This window comes from Shewanella phaeophyticola, from assembly GCF_025398315.1.
In the GTDB taxonomy this organism is placed as follows: domain Bacteria; phylum Pseudomonadota; class Gammaproteobacteria; order Enterobacterales; family Shewanellaceae; genus Shewanella; species Shewanella phaeophyticola.
In genome coordinates this window covers 1516634-1534573 of sequence record NZ_JAODOQ010000001.1, presented here as the reverse complement: position 1 = coordinate 1534573, position 17940 = coordinate 1516634, and the positions used below count along the sequence as shown (strand labels likewise).

Sequence of the window (17940 nt, the reverse complement as noted above, 5' to 3'; positions counted from 1 at the left end):
ATGCGCTTACTTGCGGGTTGCGCGTAACATCCAGGCCGTTTTTTCGTGTATTCCCATACGGTCAGATACTAATGATGCTGTAGATTCATCATCAGCCTCTTGAGCTAGCTTAAGTACTTCACGCGAGGTTCTGACCACTTGCTCGTGACCTTTTATCAGTAACTCAACCATTTCGATTGAAGACGGTACGCCTTCAACCTCTTTAATTGAACTCAAACGAGCAAATTCTTTATAAGTTCCTGGCGCGGCAACATCAAGGGTACGAATACGCTCTGCGATATCATCTACTGCTGTGGCTAGCTCTGTGTAATGCTCTTCAAACATCAGGTGTAATTCGCGGAACTGAACACCGGTAACGTTCCAATGGAAGTTATGAGTTTGCAAATAAAGGGTATACGAGTCGGCCAATAAACTTTTTAAGCCTTCTGCGATTTTAAGACGGTCATCTTTTTTGATACCAATATCGATCTCTGTCATGTTAACTCCTACTTTTGATAATTGAACAAACAATACAATACAAAACACCAAACAAAGTGTGATCTTTGTCGTCTTTGTACAATATTATCTAAACATTCATGAAAATAATCTAATATAACGATAATGAGATCATTTTAAACCTAAAAAGCTATTAGATTTATAGTTTTTAATCTATTTTTGTGAGATCGTGCGGATTAATGTGTTTGTCGATAATAACTCGACTTGTTTGAGTTCATCGGCAGTTAATGCGCCATAATCTCTGGGATAAGGCCAGCCATAGCCCCACCTAAATTGAGTAGGCAAGTACGGTGTACCGCCAACCCTCACCCCAGCTAACATCAACAAGGCAATTTGTGGCTGGCCGACTTTAGCAACACAGACTCGCAACGCTTTATCTGAAGCTAGTCGCTCATCAAAAGTGCCACCTTTCCAGTAATCAAAGTCGTGTTTTTGACAGCAACCAAGCCATAATTCACCCTGTTCAAAGGTGCCATCAGGAAATACACTGCAACCGTCGCTGGTAAACGGCACTAGCGTATTAGCGCGCGCAAAGTGAATTGGGAGCATCAAGACGAGCACAGAAAATAACAATACACTCAGACGATAATGCATTACGCTTGGCTTCCTGCAAGATTAAAAACCCCGTTATGATGCCATAGTAACCATGACAGTAATATAAAACGGCTAATTTTTTGGCGGTAATGACTTAACAAATAATCGGTTTATCGTACGCCAATGGTTTTACCAAACCAACGCTGATAGGGTTGATAAATATCGTAGGCTACAATTGAATACGCCAGTGTAAACAAAGAAAAACAATAACACGCCACCTTCAAGCATCATGGTATCGATGAGGTTTAAACTTAAATACCAAGATACCATTGGAAGAGTTACAACTAACAAGCCGCCTTCAAAACCCGTAGCATGAACGATACGCATTGCTAATGTACGATTAATTCGGTCGCTACCCAACAACTTGTCGAACCAAATGTTGTAGACGTAGTTCCACATCACAGCAAGAAATGACAAACCAATACTGACCACCAACATATCTGTCGTGCTTTTCTGCATTAATATTGCGCTCACAGGGACAATAATAGCGGCTGCTAATACTTCAAAAGACACTGCGTGAAATATCCGTTCTTTTCTTTGCATGATGAACTCATTTATTGGTGACGTTTAGCTCATTATCATCCAATATAAGGATACAAAATAGTTAGATTGTATCTGGAAAAACGATATGTATAGCATTGATCAACTCGAGGCGTTTGTTGCAACGGCTAAAACAGGTTCTTTTTCATCTGCGGCGCGTTCGCTCAAAAAAGCGCAATCTGTGGTGAGCCAACATGTCATCAACCTTGAAATAGACTGTAATGCTGCGTTATTTGACCGCAGCGGCCGTTACCCACAACTTACCCAGGCAGGACATACGTTGTTATCACACGCGCAAGTGTTGTTAGCGCAGCATCAACGTTTACGCTCTTGCGCTCAACATCTTGATAAACCGTTTATTTCAGAGCTCACCATTGGTTTAGATGAAGGCATTCCCTTCCAAAAACTCTCCAGTATGATTAATCAACTCGAAAGCGACTTTCCCAATACCACGTTGGAAATTTTTACCGCATCGAGCATCGATATTGTCGACATGATTGACACCGACAAAGCGGTGACAGGGATTATTTTTAGTGACTTGTCACTGCCTTCTCACATTGATTATGAATCCATTGGTTCGATTAAGTTTGATATTTATGTTGCGAGCGCTCACCCGCTAGCTCAACAACCAGTTAATAATCTGGCCAACCTTAAGCTACATAGGCAATTGCTAATGCGCTCGCGTAATAACAAATCGAGTGACTTTCAGCTCGCCTTGAGCCCAGACATTTGGTACGCAGACAACTATTATGTGTTACTTGAGCTGACATTACAGGGCAATGGTTGGTGTTTACTGCCCAATCATATTGCCAATGAATATGTTAACAATGGCCAATTGGTATTATTGCCCAGCGAGTTTAACGATATGGGTTGGCATGCCAATGTCGATGTTATCCAGCATCACCGATACAGCCTTGAGCCAATGTTTAAGCAATTTAGGCATTCGTTAAGGCAATTGCTGACGCCATAAAAAGTGTGCATATACGTAAAAAAACACAGACAGCTAAAAGCGGCCTGTGTTTTATAAAATTTAGTACACAACTCATTGGCGATTAAAAACCAAATTTACCGTTACTGTTTTTCCAGTCAGTTTGAGCCGGAATGGTTTCAATGGTGTCCCAATGTTCCACAATCATGTTATTTTCAACACGGAACAAGTCATAAAACGCCACATGTTGTTGCATAAATGTGCCTTCGCTAATCGACAATACAAAGTTTCCTTCGCCAAGCACTTTATGATGGGTTTTTACAACCATTGGCATGCCCATTTTAGCGAGCTCACCTAAGGCTTTGCCTAGGCCACTTAAGCCGTCGCCAATATTAGGGTTATGCTGAATATAATCAGTATCTTCACTACCAATAAATTGACCTATTTTGGCCATATCACCTTTGATCAAGATGGTGTTTACAAAATCGGCCACTAAGGATTTATTTTGTTCTGTTTTGTCTAAATCCGTCACTGCAATTGCACCATCAAACTGACTATGACCACTTGAGTTTACCGCAGCGATGGTTTGTAGGTTATCCCAATGCTCAACAATTTTACCGTCTTCAAAGCGGAAAATATCAAAGCCTGCTTTTGGAGTAGAAAAAGTTATATTCGGTGTGCGTAACCACATAATTACCGTCTTGAAATGCACGTTTAACCTGCGCTTTTGCGCTGCCTTTAGGTAACTGCTGCATGACCGCACCAAAACCGGCTAAACCGTCGGCAACGGCTAAGTTATGTTGAATGTATTTGTTAGGGTTGATGTAGCCAATGGGCGCAGGGTCGCCGGTTTCAATGCTGCTGACTAACTCAACCGCTTGTTGCTTGTAGCTGACTTGACCTTGTGATTTTTCGGTTGCGGCAACGCTGTTGCCAGACACTAAGGCTCCACCCAATAACGCACTCGTAATAAGTGCACTGATAATAGATTTACGCGCTGCTGATGTGCTGTTAACTGCAATAATGTTGTGAGTAATGGTATTCATGATTAAGTCCTCTGGTTTCAATGAGGACAGTTTATATGGCTCACCAGTTTGTCAGTAGAGTGTAAATGAGCATTAAAATGGTAAAAGTTGAACCACTTAAGACAGGTTTTGTTTCATAAATTGGCTTGGGGTCAATTCAGTTTGCTTTTTAAAGTATTTAACAAAGTTACTGCTGTCTTCAAAGCCAAAATCATTGGCTAATTGTTGAGTCGTGGTTTTGCTCACCACAAGGCGACGCTTTATTTCAATAATGGTGTAGGCATCTATCATCTGTTTGGCGGTTAAACCTGTTGCCAGTTTACAAATTTGATTGAGGGTTTTATAGGTTGTATGGATTTTGCCTGCATACCAATTTGCATCGCGCACTTGTTGTACATGCTGCTGCATTAAACTAAAAAAACGTGCTAGCTTGCTGCTCTGCTCAACAGATAAGTTGTCGTGGCTTAATGCCGGACGTAACCGGTGCAATAACAAGGCTAATGCCGAAAATAAATACATAATAATAAGCGGCTCTGAGGCCGGCGTGTTTATTTCAGCTTGAATTTGATCAATTAAAATATGACTGCGAGCATGATGAGTCGTGTCGAGTTGCAATATAGGGTTATGTTGCTGATTTAAATGCGTTGGTGTGTAGTTTGGCAAGCGCATATTGGCATGTACTTTATCTAAAAAAGCCTGGGTAAACAGTAATAATTTACCTTGAGGTTGCCCTGAAAAGTCAAAGCTATGCACTTGTTCGCGCTGCACAAAAATCAATGAGCCTGGCTTCAAAGCGATAACGGTTAAAATCGACCATATGCTGGCCTCACCTTGCTCAATATAAATCAGCATAAAAAATGACACGCGATGTGGGTCTTGAGGATCATGCCCTATCATAGAGCGAGTATACAAATTAGACAGCTCAATAATCTCAAATTCTGCCTGATTGGTTTTATCGTGATTAAAACCAATATTAGGAATGGTCATACAACACTCAACATTTCAATTAAACGACGTTTAGATGGGTTATTTTACGCATTATCAATTCTCGATAACATCCCCAAAAACTAACAATAAACATAAACCGACAATTATTGTGGACATTTTTATCCATAATAATTGGTTCTGATGACTCTGTTTGCAACCCGCTAAATTTGGATAATGGTGCCATCAACGGCGATAAGCAAGCTTGTTGCCTTTTATTATTTCCATCAGTAAGAGATCCCATTATGAAAGCCATTGCATATCAACAAAACTTACCGATTCAAGACCCATTATCACTTCAAGACATTCAATTAGACATCCCCGTTGCAACAGGCCACGACATTTTAGTTGAGGTGAAAGCAATATCCGTTAACCCTGCCGATTTTAAAGTCCGTCAAATGATGCCACCACCAGAACGTGAATGGAAAGTTTTAGGTTTTGACGCGACAGGTATTGTTAAGTCTGTTGGTGACAATGTGAGTTTATTCAAGCCTGGTGACAAAGTATGGTATGCCGGCGATATAAGCCGAGCAGGCAGTAATGCAGAATATCAGTTAGTGGATGAGCGCATTGTGGAGTCACATGCCCAAAACACTGTCTTTTGATGAAGCCGCTGCATTGCCGTTAACCGCCATTACCGCGTGGGAGTTATTGTTTGACCGCCTAAACGTGGATAAAGACAATGCCAACAAAAATATTTTAGTGATTGGTGCTGCCGGTGGCGTTGGCTCTATTATGGTTCAGCTACTTAAAAAGCTGACCAAGCTGAACATTATTGCCACGGCATCCCGCCCTGAAACCGTGTCATGGCTAGAAGATTTAGGCGCTGACCATATTATTAACCATCGCCATAAGCTCAGTGAACAATTAACCGAGCAACAACTGCCACTGGTAGATTATGTTGTGAGCTTAAATAACACCTCTGAACACATTGAAGAAATTGAAAAAGTCCTTAAGCCTCAAGGTCAATTTGCGTTAATTGATGACCCAGAAACCTTAAACATAGTGCCATTTAAAATGAAGAGTATTTCAATTCACTGGGAGCTGATGTTCACTCGTTCTCTGTTTAAAACTGATGACATGCAAGCACAGCATCAGCTGCTAAACGATGTTGCGACATTAATTGATAACGGCCAAATCAAAACCACGGTTGGCGAACATTATGGTGTGATTAATGCCGAAAATTTACGTCGTGCCCACCAACGTTTAGAGACCCAGCAAGCTAAAGGTAAAATTGTTTTAGCGGGATTTTAATGATGACGAACGAGTTTATCTGAAAAAATAATTGGAGCCAGACTCCTTTGAAGCACTTTTTATCATCGTTACGATCTCTAAAGTGCTTATCTATATCAACACTTGATTCAGCAACTATATAATAAATTTGGAGCATTGCATGTTCACGCAAATAATTAAATTTACCGTAAAGCCACAATATCAACAGAGCTTTAAAGATGCATTAATCACCAACAAGAATGGCACCCGTAAAGAAAAGGGTAATACAGATATGACTATTTTTGTGGATAACACCAACCCGAATATGTTCTTTGCTTATGAACGTTGGCAAGATACGACCGCATTTGAGTTTCATAAAAACCAACCTTATACCCAAGATTTTATTACGTTATTAGGTGACACATTAGCCACTGCCCCACAAGTGTATAAAGTAAACGACACCAAGCCTTACCCAGTTGCGATGACACCACCGAATCCTGAAGATGATATATTTTCAATTTTCTTTATTTTCCCAATTCATTCTGAATTTCGCCAACCTCTTTTGACACAGTTTGAAGAGCATATTCAACACACTCGTCAAGAAAATGGTAATTTATTATTTGACCTTTATACCGTTAAAGATGATGACAACACCTTAGTGGTTTATGAGCATTGGCGTAAAGAATCTGACGTATGGGATATTCATTTCAATCAACCTTACGCCAAAATTACTGGGGCAATAATGGAACAAGCCGTTGTAGGTGATATGCAACAATACATGAATTTTGTCAGCGAAATAACCGAATAATAGGAGATATTTAATGAGTGCTTTTTTTATCATTAATTATGATGTTGTAGATCAGAACTTGTACGCAAAATACAATCCAGGTTCAAATGCAATTACAGCAGGTACTGTTGCTAAACATGGTGGTACCATTCTTGCCGCAAGCGACTCTGAAGTTGATATTATCGGTCAACAAGGCCAAATAAAAGTGATCATCCAATTTCCAAATTCTCAAGCTGCAAAGGCATGGTTAGACGACCCTGAATACGCCCCCGCTAAAGCTATTCGTTTAGCCGCTACGGATAATATTAATCAATATATTGTCGACGGTTTAGCGCAGTAATAGTAATATTTATCCATTACTTGAACCTTTGTAAAGCTGCTGATAATTAGGTATATGCGCTAACCAAAATGGCGGAGTGCCAATATACTCTTGCACCGCTTTAATAAATTCGCTAACCAGTAATGTTTGTTTGCGATGAGGATACACGGCGTAAATGCCGGTATCCATTGTCGACAAACTATAATCAGTTAACAACGGCACTAAATTAAATTCCGCAATCGGCTTTTCTAAATTAAATAAATCAATCACGGTATAGCCCAAACCATCTGCTACTGCAGCAATCATCGAGCTGACATCACTGACTTTTAAATTACCTTGCATCTTATAGTTTTTAAACTGCTCGCCATGAGGATGCATACTTAATCGCATCACATCTAACGATGATTCACCATTACTATAAATGACCGCAGGCAGGGTTATCAGTTGTTCTGGCGTGGTTGGCATACCATAACGCTCAATAAAATCTTTGGAGGCCACTATTGCAAAGTGAGTTTTGGCAATCTTTTTTGCAATTAAATTCGACTCCGCTAAGCGCCCCACTCTAAAAGCCACATCAAAATGATCGGAAATAATGTCGGCTTTACGGTCATCTAATGACAGCGTCACTTTGACGTGAGGATAACGTTTCATAAACTGGCTAATCACTGGCTGCAAATAATGTTGACCAAAAAAGATGGACGAGGTTATCCGAATAATCCCTTTAGGTTCAGATTGGTACGAGTCAGCGATATTTTGAATATCGTCTAAGGTGTTCAGTAAAATATGTGCTTGGGTGAGAATATCTTCTCCTGCTGAGGTTAACGCAAACGAACGTGTAGAGCGATTAAGCAATTGCACGCCTAATGTCGACTCGAGCTTTTTAATTTGTTTAGATAATGACGAATTATCCATGTCGTGCAACAACGCCGCCTTGGCAAACGAGCCTTGTTGTACAACATCAACAAATAACCCAAGTTGATTAGTCAAAGACATAATAATTTCCTAAAAATAAAAGCTGTTAACCTAAATGTATTACTTACTAATTGCTGAGAAACGGCTAACGTGTTGGCCGCTTGAGTAAATGCCCTTTGTTGCACTTCGATCAAAAACTACGGTCAAAAAAGCCCACATGGTGTCGAGTTTACCCACTGATTAACAAAACAATGTTGATTATTTTCTCTTTTTAACATATTTATCTTTATATAAGTTAACAATATAGATAACAGTACAGAATAAACTCGCCGTTTAGGCAAAACAACATGAGACTCATGATATGGCACAGCAAAAACCACTCTTTATATCTCACGGATCGCCAATGATGGTATTAGCCTGAGACTATTCACGATTTTTATCATTTTCCAGATGAGCTTTACCCAATCAACTTGAAGATACGTGTTTCAGAGTTTTACACGCGTTTATGCTGCGTTATTGATCTTGGAAAGGGAATAACCATTACCCGCAATCAATGCCTTGCCTAAACGCGTGTAAATTCTTGCTGAAATCGAGCATCTTCAGGTTGCTTGGGGATATAGGTTCTGGCGGAATAAACCACCATTTATCAGAGGTATTTAAGCGCATTAAAACACTTAATGGGGTCGACATGATGAACCAATTTAGGCATTAGTTTGAAGACAAGCTGGTCAATAATAATATTGAGTCGCTATTGTACTATCAACAACATGCTCCGCATGTTCAATTTAACCACCCAACTCAGGAGCATTTTTACCCTTAATGTCGGTACTCGGTGCAATTGGCAATACTCAAGCTAACAAATTAACCAAGAAGTTGAGTATGGATTATTAGCGCTTGATGCTTATTCATTTTCTTAAGCAATTAGAATATATCGACTCGATAACATCAACTCGATAATATCCTCGATATTGAGACAGTATCAATAACATTAAATAATTGTATTAATGATACAAAATGACTTTACTGAACAAAAATACTACAAACAAGTTACAATTTTACAATGCTAATGGATCTCGTGTGTAAATCAGCATAAACTCAGAATATATGTTGCTAAATACCATTGATTCACATCACTAAATAATGCCTTTTTTGAGTTTTATCTAAAAGCTCATGTTACCTCGTATATTTCGCTTATATTACTTTATCAAATGAGTTATCTTGTAACATAGCGTACACATATAGAGAGAAAGTCGTTGATATATTTGATGTTGATGAATAGCCTCAAGGAACCGATCTATGCTGATTGAACATGACATTACTGACGTACGAGTTGGGATGTATGTGGTCGAAATCACCGAGCCTAAAGATACATTTACACTGACCAAGCCGGGTGTGCTTAAAAGTGAACGTGTTATTGAGGCGTTAAAGCGTAAATCGGTTACTAAATTATTAATTGATACAAGTAAAACTGAAATCATTGACGAGCAAACTCAGCCAGAAGTGAGCCGGCCAACGATTAAGCCACCAAAGCAAGTACCACCCGCACGCCCTATCACCAAGCCTAATTTCTTTAATCAAGAAATCGTCAGAGCGCGCCAGGTGTTTAACGAATCAAAAGACATCCAAAAAAAGCTGTTTCATAATGCGCAGCATGGTTTGCCATTAGACATGGATCCGGTACAAAAAATTACCACTGAATCAACCGATCTTATTTTTAACAATCCCAACGCCCTTTCGTGCGTGATAAATATTCGTAATAAAGATGAGTATTTATTGGAACATTCGGTATCAGTGTCAGTATTGATGACCATGTCTCGCGGTTTATAAAAAAATCGACAAGGACATCGTTAATCAATTAGCGGTTGGCGCATTTTTACATGACGTGGGTAAAATCATGATCCCTGACCGGATTTTAAATAAACCCGATCGCCTCACTGAAGATGAGTTTCATATTATGAAAACTCATGCCAGCTATTCAATTGAGATCATGAAAAGCACCCCGGGAATTAGCCCATTAAGCCTGGAGGTTGCCAGCCTACACCACGAAAAACTCAATGGTGAAGGCTATCCCTTTGGCGTCCCTGCTGAAAAAATTACCTTATATGGCAGAATGATCAGTATTTGCGACATTTTCGATGCGCTGACATCACACCGTTGCTATAAACAAGGTTATGCCCAAGTTAAAGCCTTTAGCATATTACGGGCTTTGGGAGACAAAAATGAACTCGACAAAGATTTAGTCGACGAATTTATTCGCTGTATGGGGGTTTACCCTGTCGGCTCTGTGGTGCAGTTAGAATCCAATAGACTGGCCATTGTACAAGGTCATAATCCTAAAGATCCCATCCGCCCATTAGTGAAACCGTTTTATCATTTAAAGCCGGATCACTTTGAGGTGAGCCAAAAGATTGACCTAGCGACTGTCACCGACGATTTAATTGTCAAATGCGTTCGAGCTGACGATTACAATCTCAATATGGAACAAATAATCGAGTTTCTGACCCACGAGGGTTAGGATTTTCTGGGGTATAAAGACTCAACGACTGACCTTTTTTAGGCCAAATAAATAGCGCGTCAGGTTAAAGGGTTTTATCAGCCAATAGCATAGTGATGCACAAATAATAAAAGCGCTAACAAGTAAACAGACCGACTTTACCATTATCCCCACTGGCCATTGCACGATATAAAACGCCAACACCACAATGACGGTTTGATGCAAAATATAAAACGGGTAAATGAGTTCATTCGTTTGCATTAACCACCCTGGGGTTTTACGAATATGTGCACTGGCAAAACCAACCATGGTTAATAACCCCGACCACGACACCATGGTACACACCCACCACCAAATCTGCCACCGAGTGGTTAATGACAAATACGGGCTTAAATCTGGCGAGTAATAGTAGGCATAAAACAGTAACGTGCTAATGAAAAGACAGGTTAAATAGGTGCGACGATGCAAAGCCAATGTTTGCCAAACTCGCGCACTGTGTATAAAACTCATGCCTGCAAAAAAGAAAAACAGATAAAACACACTCAGAGACAGGTTTTCAATATGATGACTGTCATCGGGCATCAGGAATTTTACCAAGCCTCTCATTATGACCAACACGAGCCCTAACGACAGTAACCCATATTGCGACTGACTCAGACGTTCAAGCCATTTAAGCCACACAATCCCCGTTGCGCCATCTAAAAAGCGCTTAAACGGGATAGCCAGTAACATAAATATTAGCAAAAACTCGATAAACCATAAGTGATTGGTATCAAACGACCACATAAGTTGATCGTAGGCTGATAATAATGAGTCATAATCTGCGATATTTTCGATAAAATTTTGCGGCGGAACAATCAATATCATCCCCACCAATAATGGTATAAATAACCGATAGAATTTACTAAGCATAAATGACTTTGCAGATTTCTTTTGCAGTAACAATAAACTACCAGCACCGGCAATAAAAAATAAAGCTTGTAGCCTAAGCTGTTCAAAGTAAACCATAATGTCGTCAAGCACTTTGCTAGACTCATTATTCATGACATGCCAACCATCACCATTAAATGGCATAAAAGCATGATGTAAAAAAACAGCAAATATTAATATAACCCGTAACCAATCAAGCTCAGAATAGCGTTTACGTTGGGGTGAAACCTCATTCATCATTAATGCCTTCCTCTGGCTTATTCGTGTAATTAGTGCCGTGATAATATGCCGATAACCATCGGCAATAAGGCTATTTTAGGGCATGAATCACATACGGTAACAAACCCCGACTTTTATTAGGCCATACTTTTTGCAATGCTTGGTTGATTAGCGATGACTAGCGCCAAAAAGGCATCGACTGTTGCACTGTAATTAGCGCGATTAACATGTAACTGAGTGGGTATCGATTTATGTGCATCGTTGATTGGCAAAAAATGACAACCTTGACTGTATAATTTACTAATACAATACGGCGCAATGGCGACACCTAAGCCTGCTGCCACCTCGGTTAGTAAAGTTTGCATGTGCCGCGGCTGACTCACGATATTGGCTGAAAAACCGGCCTGTTTACACATCATTATCGTGTCATCAAATAACCCGACGGCTTCATCTCGATGAAATATAATTAATTTTTGTTGCTGTAACTGGCTACAATGCGATCTGAGTGTGTTGTGCTAAAGGGTGATGTGCTCCCACAACGGCAACAAGCTTGTCAATATAAATGTCTGTACTGATAAATTCATCTTGAATACCTGCAGGTAATGGCCGAGAAAACCCAACATCAATGCGATTTTGATTAAATGCTGTTATTTGTTCGCTAGCGGTCATCTCAAATAAACTCACATGCACATCCGGATATAACTGCGAATAACTTCGAATAAGATCAGCCATAAAACTTAAACAAGCTGAACTTAAATAAGCAATGTTTAACTCGCCCACCTGCCCTTGCTGCGCGCGCTTTACCTGGTCTTTGGCCTTATCAGCTAAGGCAATGATCTGTTTGGCATCATGCAGTAATTGCTCACCAGCACTGGTAATTGCCACTTCGCGCGAGTTGCGAATAAACAGCGCTACCCCAAGCTCGTCTTCAAGCATGGCAATATGACGACTAATGGCAGGCTGAACCGTGTTTAGTTCGCGTGCCGCAGCAGAAAAACTCTGATGTGCAGCAACGCTCATAAAACTTTTCAATATTTTAATGTCCACAACCACCTCAAATACAAATTTTGTATAGATTCTATAAAATAATAATATTTTTGTTATAGCTTGTTTGTGTTTATTCTACAACCAATAAGATTACAGGCTGTAAAACAGCGTAATACCAATTCCACTAATTATCTGGTCATTCAGCGGGAGTTCTGTGTCTTCTAGGCAAGTAATAGGATTGTAGGCATAGTTGTTCTACGTCAAAATTCTATTAAGCAGTATAGAAGACACAGAAACCCGCCTTGCAGGAGACGCTCAGACTGTCCATTTCTTTGTTGCATTGTCTTAGAAGGGAATAACCATTATTTCAACAATGCGCCTCAAACTGGACAGTCTGAGTGACTCTGATTGGTCACATAATTAATGGAAGTGGTATAAAGATAGGAAAAACACAATGCAAAGCTTACAACTGCAAACCGATGCGAAAATCGCAGAAGGAAGACAAAAAAATCCTGTGTTTATGCAAAAAGTTGACGAAATAATTGCTCAATCAAAATCGTTTCAACAAGGTCACGACGCGTTAAAACTTGGGCAAACTGCCCCACACTTTTCACTGCCCAATGCAAATGGACAAGCAATTTCATTGGCTAATTTACTGCGAAAAGGCTCGGTGGTGGTGACATTTTACCGAGGCAGTTGGTGCCCATATTGCAATATACAACTGCGGGCATTGCAAGCACGCTTAAGTGATATTAATGCACTCGATGCCCAACTTGTTGCTATTAGCCCACAAATTCCCGACGGCACAATGACCCAAGATGAAATCAGTAATATGGATTTTGAGGTATTGTCTGATCAAGATGCAAAAGTTGCGGCGCAATTTGGTGTGGCGTGGCAAGTCCCAGCGTTTTTAAGTGAACATATGCGCGTGGATCGCAAGCTCGATTTAGACGCTATTAACAATGGTAACGGCACAATATTACCTATCCCTGCAACATTTGTGGTTGACCGTGCAGGCAAAGTTGTTTGGCGTTTTGTCGATGTTGATTACCGTACCCGTGCCGAACCTAACGACATTATCGAGGCACTAAAAGCATTAACTTAACACCCTGTCTTAATCAAACGATCTTGCACAAGACATTCATTCGCGAGGTCGTTTCTATCTAACCATTGATTGAATGGACCATTGTTCGACTATTTCACAGGTAATACCCATGACTCATTTATCTAAATTGGGCAGTTATACGCTGCTGTGTATCGCTAGCCTCACCATTATGGTTGGCGCCCTAGTTGCGCCAGGGTTAATCAGTATATCTAATGCCTTAGACATCAATGAATATGCTGTATGGTTGGTGACATTTCCTGCCTTAGGCGCAGTGTTATTTGCACCCATTGCAGGTAAATCAATTGATAAATTTGGCGCTTATCGCTCACTTATCATCGGTTTGCTATTGTATGGCGCTTTAGGATTTGCCGTATATTGGCTACAAGGTCCCTGGTTTGTATTGTTTAATCGTATTTTATTAGGCGGCATTACGGCTGTGGTGATGGCAAGCAGTACCGTGTTGATTTCGCAGTGGTATGTTGGTAATGAACGCCTCAACATGATTGCTAAACAAGGCATGGCGATTGAACTTGGCGGGGTATTATTTTTGTTTTTGGGCGGAAAACTGGCCAGCTTATATTGGGCTTATCCATTAAGTTTATACTTGGTCGCTTGGTTATTTTTACTGATGTTGTTGCTGTTTGTGCCACGTAAATCCCCAGCTCTCAGCGCTGATACACAAAGCAATAGCACCCAGAGCCAACAAGGGGTGTCGCTAAAGCAAGTGTTCCTATTTGCAGCATTAGCAATGGTGGTGTTTTTTACCGCAATAGTTGAGCTACCAAATAGCATGGCACAACAAGGGTTTAACGAGGAAATAGTGGGTAATGTTTTAGCATTTATTTCATTAGTTGCCGTTGTTGCAGCGCACTTTATGCCAAAAGTAGCCAGATACATGAGCACAACCTATTTACTCGCGATTGCATTTGTAGCCTATGCCCTCGCCCATTTTGTATTTGCAAACGCCAATGGCTTGCCGATGTTATTAGTGGGTTCTGTTTTTGCGGGTGTTGGTTTTGGTTTTAGCATTCCTTTACTTAATCATATGACAGTAGAGAAAAGTGCAGCCAATGTCAGAGGTAAAAATTTATCCTATTTTACCATGGCTGTGTTTGGCGGGCAGTTTATCACCTCGTTTGTTGAGTTTATTCCCGGGGGAGCCGCAGCAAGTTTTTATACCAGCATGTTATTAGCCGCCCTAGTCGCGATAGTATTGGTGATAAAACAACGCGGTTCTCACCTCGATTCGCAAACGGCTTAACGATCAAAATAATCCTATGTCATCGTCATTAGCATGGCGATGACATTAACCGGTTAAGGAGTTTATCTGTGCCAATTCAGCCAGTAATAAACGATGTTGATGACATACCAAAGTTTTATACTATTGAATCACTTTGGTGCAAAACATCCTCTTTTGGTGAGAAACAACGACACGCAAACCACGTTTAACCTTATAACATCATCAAAATCGACCCGATGACACCTTGGCACAGTTTTAGCTTTAGTCTGGATGCTTTTAATGGTTTTCGGTTGGAATACTCTGTTGACAAGGGCTTGAATACTCAAGTCAAAAACCATTTATATCTGTCAATTAAATGGAGTATTTATGTCCAAAAACACCGCATCTGCGGCGCTGTTAAGTGCTGCGATTTTATCGTCTTCAGCAATGGCTGACACAACTGTCATTCGTTCTAGTTTTATTCATTTTCTACAAGACCCCGCGCAAGCAGACAATATTAACAACACGTACCAATACCTTGAAGATGGCTTATTAGTGATTGAAAATGGTCACATTAAAACATTAACGGCGTTTGACGCTCAAACAGCGCAGCAATACCCTTCGGTTATCGACAAACGGGGTAAATTAATTATTCCGGGGTTTATCGACACTCACACCCATTACGCTCAAACCCAAATGATTGCTGCATACGGCGAACAATTATTGACCTGGCTTAATACCTATACTTTTCCTACTGAAGCACAATTTAACGACATTGAACATGCGCGTAAAATTTCGCAGTTTTTTATCCACCAATTGCTCAAAAATGGCACCACTTCTGCGCTGGTTTTTGGCACGGTTCATCCGCAATCTGTCGATGCGTTATTTGAAACGGCACTAGAAAAAAATATGCGCCTTATTGCCGGTAAAGTCATGATGAATCGCAATGCTCCAACGGAATTACTCGACACGCCAGAGTCAAGCTACCATGACTCAAAAAAACTCATTGAACAATGGCACAATAAAGGCCGTTTACAATACGCTATCACCCCGCGTTTTGCGCCTACATCTACCCCTGCACAATTACAACTCGCGGGTCAGTTAAAAGCCCAATACCCTGATGTATACATACACACTCATTTATCTGAAAACAAAGACGAAATAGCCTGGGTTAAATCATTATTCCCCGAGCGTGAAGGCTACTTTGATGTGTATGATCATTATGGCTTAACCGGTAAAAAATCCATTTTTGCCCATGCGATCCATTTAACCGACAAAGAATGGGACAGCTTTCAACAAACTGATTCAGTCATCGCTTTTTGCCCGACCTCTAACTTGTTTTTAGGCAGTGGCTTATTTGATTTAACCACCGCAGACAGTAAACGGGTTCGTGTTGGTTTAGGCACAGATGTTGGCGCAGGCACCAGTTTTTCACCACTGCAGACCTTAAACGAAGCGTATAAAGTCATGCAATTACAGGGTAAAAAACTGTCGCCATTTAAAGGGTTGTACATGGCCACTTTAGGCGGAGCAACATCATTAAGCATCGACGACAAAGTGGGTAACTTTATTCCCGGTAAAGAAGCTGATTTTGTGGTGTTAGACTTGGCCGCTACCGATTTACAAAAGCTGCGCTTTAGCTACTCAAGTGGCATTGAAGACAAACTGTTTGCGCTTATCATGCTTGGTGATGACCGTAACATCTATGAAACCTACGTTGCAGGTAAGTCGGTGTACCAACGTGATACGAGCTCCCCAAATTAAAGCTTAATATGCATAAATGACAATAGCTTAACTTGTTGTCATTTTATGCGTTGGCGCACAAAAATTGACCACACTTATGTTATGGTTAATGTTAGATATTCATTTTAGGGCGCTAATATGCAAACTCTCACCAAAGAATACATCACTTCATTGTTACCATTGCGCCCTGATAATAGCCATAAAGCGACCTTTGGCCATGTACTCAATATTGCTGGCTCTATTCATTATCGAGGTGCAGCGTATTTATCGAGTTTATCGGCACTGAGAACCGGCGCTGGTTACGTCACACTGGCCAGCAGTCCAGGTGTTTGTCAAAGTGTAAGCGCATTAACACCTAACATTGTCATGCGGCCGTTACCGACGCGACCGGTTATTTACGCCGAATTAAGTCCGCAAATGACCGACTCTGTGTGTATCGAATTACAATCTATCGATACTGAGTCAATAGATGAAAAAGCGGTAATACAGTTGGATGATTTAATAGAGAAAGCATCGGTTATCACCGTGGGCAGTGGCCTGAGTATTGGTCAAAGTAAAGATGAATTCAACGACTCAACAGCCCCTTTAAGCAGCATGGCAATTGCTGAGGGGAACCATGGTTTTTTCTTGGCCTTACTTGGCGCCCTGCAAACTTGCAGTCAAACTATGGTATTTGACGCTGATGCGCTCAATTTTATTAGCCATTTTTTACATCATTCCCCAAGTAAACCACAAACACCATTGCGCTTACCTAAAAACAGTATTATTACCCCTCATCCTAAAGAGCTGGCACGCCTACTTAATATTGACGTTGAAGCAATCCAAGCAGATCGCGTTCACTATGCCACAGAGGCAGCCAAGCAATTAAACACCATTGTGGTTCTAAAAGGTTACAACACGGTGATAAGCGATGGTGAATACGCATTTATTAACCCCACCGGCAATAACGCCCTAGCAAAAGCAGGCAGTGGAGATGTATTAACCGGTATTATCAGTGGATTTGGTGCCCAGGGAGTGAGCCCGTTAAATGCTGCTTGCCTTGGTGTATATTTGCACGGGTTAACAGGTGACTTAGCGGCCAAAGAGTTAAGCGAATATTCAGTTCTCGCCAGTGATTTACTGGAATATATCCCTAAGGCCATTAAACAATTATTACGACAATGATAGCTCGCATCAGTATCACTCAAGTAGGCATAAACCACATCAATATTGAGTTGGTTTGCGTTTTTGCACCGAAGTGAGATACCAAGCCAAAAGGCACTTTCTAACAGGAGCTCCATAGTAATAAATACCACAGCGCCCAGCACACACCCGATAAACAAATACACTAAAACCAAGCAAACCACTGCGGCTAATAACAGATATTTCATCGATTTAGCCATGTATTACCCCAACCGATCATCGTTTATTAAACGTTAATTGTTAGCGCCACAAATATAATACCATT

General features: G+C 40.7%; 17 protein-coding genes and 2 pseudogenes. 9 read left to right on the top strand and 10 right to left on the bottom strand.

Annotated features, from left to right (window positions below; translation table 11 throughout):
* Positions 1-6: 6 nt before the first annotated feature.
* From N4T56_RS07250 to N4T56_RS07240, 3 genes are all read right to left on the bottom strand, one after another.
* Positions 7-477 (bottom strand): Dps family protein, encoded by a 471-nt coding sequence (locus tag N4T56_RS07250; RefSeq protein ID WP_261732745.1) that lies wholly within the window; start codon positions 475-477, stop codon positions 7-9.
* Positions 478-648: 171 nt separating this feature from the next.
* Positions 649-1089, bottom strand: a complete 441-nt coding sequence (locus tag N4T56_RS07245) for a hypothetical protein (protein WP_390904022.1) — start codon at positions 1087-1089, stop codon at positions 649-651.
* A 129-nt stretch (positions 1090-1218) separates the two neighbouring features.
* A complete protein-coding gene (locus N4T56_RS07240) occupies positions 1219-1632 on the bottom strand; it encodes a PACE efflux transporter (protein WP_261732744.1) in 414 nt (137 codons plus the stop codon).
* A gap of 85 nt (positions 1633-1717) precedes the next feature.
* On the opposite strand from N4T56_RS07240, the gene N4T56_RS07235 reads away from it, so the two are divergent.
* On the top strand, positions 1718-2599 hold the full coding sequence (locus tag N4T56_RS07235; RefSeq protein WP_261732743.1) for a LysR family transcriptional regulator: 882 nt from the start codon (positions 1718-1720) through the stop codon (positions 2597-2599).
* 82 nt (positions 2600-2681) lie between these two features.
* On the opposite strand, the gene N4T56_RS22425 is transcribed toward N4T56_RS07235, so the two are convergent.
* The 3 genes from N4T56_RS22425 to N4T56_RS07225 all read right to left on the bottom strand — a co-directional run bounded on the left by N4T56_RS22425 (position 2682) and on the right by N4T56_RS07225 (position 4569).
* Positions 2682-3248, bottom strand: a complete 567-nt coding sequence (locus tag N4T56_RS22425; protein ID WP_315903018.1) for a hypothetical protein — start codon at positions 3246-3248, stop codon at positions 2682-2684.
* A complete protein-coding gene (locus tag N4T56_RS22420; protein ID WP_315903017.1) occupies positions 3196-3603 on the bottom strand; it encodes a hypothetical protein in 408 nt (135 codons plus the stop codon). The genes N4T56_RS22425 and N4T56_RS22420 overlap by 53 nt, the downstream gene beginning before the upstream one ends.
* Positions 3604-3699: 96 nt before the next feature.
* Positions 3700-4569, bottom strand: a complete 870-nt coding sequence (locus tag N4T56_RS07225) for an AraC family transcriptional regulator (protein ID WP_261732742.1) — start codon at positions 4567-4569, stop codon at positions 3700-3702.
* Positions 4570-4811: 242 nt separating this feature from the next.
* On the opposite strand from N4T56_RS07225, the pseudogene N4T56_RS07220 reads away from it, so the two are divergent.
* From N4T56_RS07220 to N4T56_RS07210, 3 genes and pseudogenes are all read left to right on the top strand, one after another.
* Positions 4812-5820, top strand: a pseudogene (locus N4T56_RS07220) (zinc-binding alcohol dehydrogenase family protein).
* Positions 5821-5959: 139 nt separating this feature from the next.
* Positions 5960-6586 (top strand): putative quinol monooxygenase, encoded by a 627-nt coding sequence (locus tag N4T56_RS07215; protein ID WP_261732741.1) that lies wholly within the window; start codon positions 5960-5962, stop codon positions 6584-6586.
* A 13-nt stretch (positions 6587-6599) separates the two neighbouring features.
* Entirely contained in the window at positions 6600-6905 is a 306-nt protein-coding gene (locus N4T56_RS07210) for a DUF1330 domain-containing protein (protein WP_188953340.1), read from the top strand.
* A gap of 9 nt (positions 6906-6914) precedes the next feature.
* Here N4T56_RS07210 and N4T56_RS07205 read toward each other — a convergent pair whose 3' ends face one another.
* Positions 6915-7877, bottom strand: coding sequence for a LysR family transcriptional regulator (locus N4T56_RS07205; protein ID WP_261732740.1), 963 nt, complete (start codon positions 7875-7877; stop codon positions 6915-6917).
* Between the two features lie 1215 nt (positions 7878-9092).
* Between N4T56_RS07205 and N4T56_RS22705 the strand changes: the two are divergent.
* Positions 9093-10311, top strand: a pseudogene (locus N4T56_RS22705) (HD-GYP domain-containing protein).
* Positions 10312-10332: 21 nt separating this feature from the next.
* On the opposite strand, the gene N4T56_RS07195 reads toward N4T56_RS22705, so the two are convergent.
* From N4T56_RS07195 to N4T56_RS07185, 3 genes are all read right to left on the bottom strand, one after another.
* Complete coding sequence (locus tag N4T56_RS07195) at positions 10333-11460, bottom strand: acyltransferase family protein (RefSeq protein ID WP_261732739.1); 1128 nt, start codon at positions 11458-11460, stop codon at positions 10333-10335.
* A 116-nt stretch (positions 11461-11576) separates the two neighbouring features.
* Entirely contained in the window at positions 11577-11903 is a 327-nt protein-coding gene (locus N4T56_RS07190) for a LysR substrate-binding domain-containing protein (RefSeq protein WP_261734769.1), read from the bottom strand.
* A gap of 25 nt (positions 11904-11928) precedes the next feature.
* Entirely contained in the window at positions 11929-12459 is a 531-nt protein-coding gene (locus tag N4T56_RS07185; protein ID WP_261732738.1) for a LysR family transcriptional regulator, read from the bottom strand.
* Positions 12460-12880: 421 nt separating this feature from the next.
* Here N4T56_RS07185 and N4T56_RS07180 point away from each other — a divergent pair, with 421 nt between their 5' ends.
* The 4 genes from N4T56_RS07180 to N4T56_RS07165 all read left to right on the top strand — a co-directional run bounded on the left by N4T56_RS07180 (position 12881) and on the right by N4T56_RS07165 (position 17657).
* Entirely contained in the window at positions 12881-13531 is a 651-nt protein-coding gene (locus tag N4T56_RS07180; protein ID WP_261732737.1) for a peroxiredoxin-like family protein, read from the top strand.
* Between the two features lie 109 nt (positions 13532-13640).
* On the top strand, positions 13641-14792 hold the full coding sequence (locus tag N4T56_RS07175) for an MFS transporter (protein WP_261732736.1): 1152 nt from the start codon (positions 13641-13643) through the stop codon (positions 14790-14792).
* Positions 14793-15197: 405 nt separating this feature from the next.
* Positions 15198-16514: a guanine deaminase gene (gene guaD / locus N4T56_RS07170; protein ID WP_261734768.1), complete on the top strand. Its 1317-nt coding sequence runs from the start codon at positions 15198-15200 to the stop codon at positions 16512-16514.
* Between the two features lie 117 nt (positions 16515-16631).
* A complete protein-coding gene (locus N4T56_RS07165; protein WP_261732735.1) occupies positions 16632-17657 on the top strand; it encodes an NAD(P)H-hydrate dehydratase in 1026 nt (341 codons plus the stop codon).
* Positions 17658-17940: the final 283 nt, after the last annotated feature.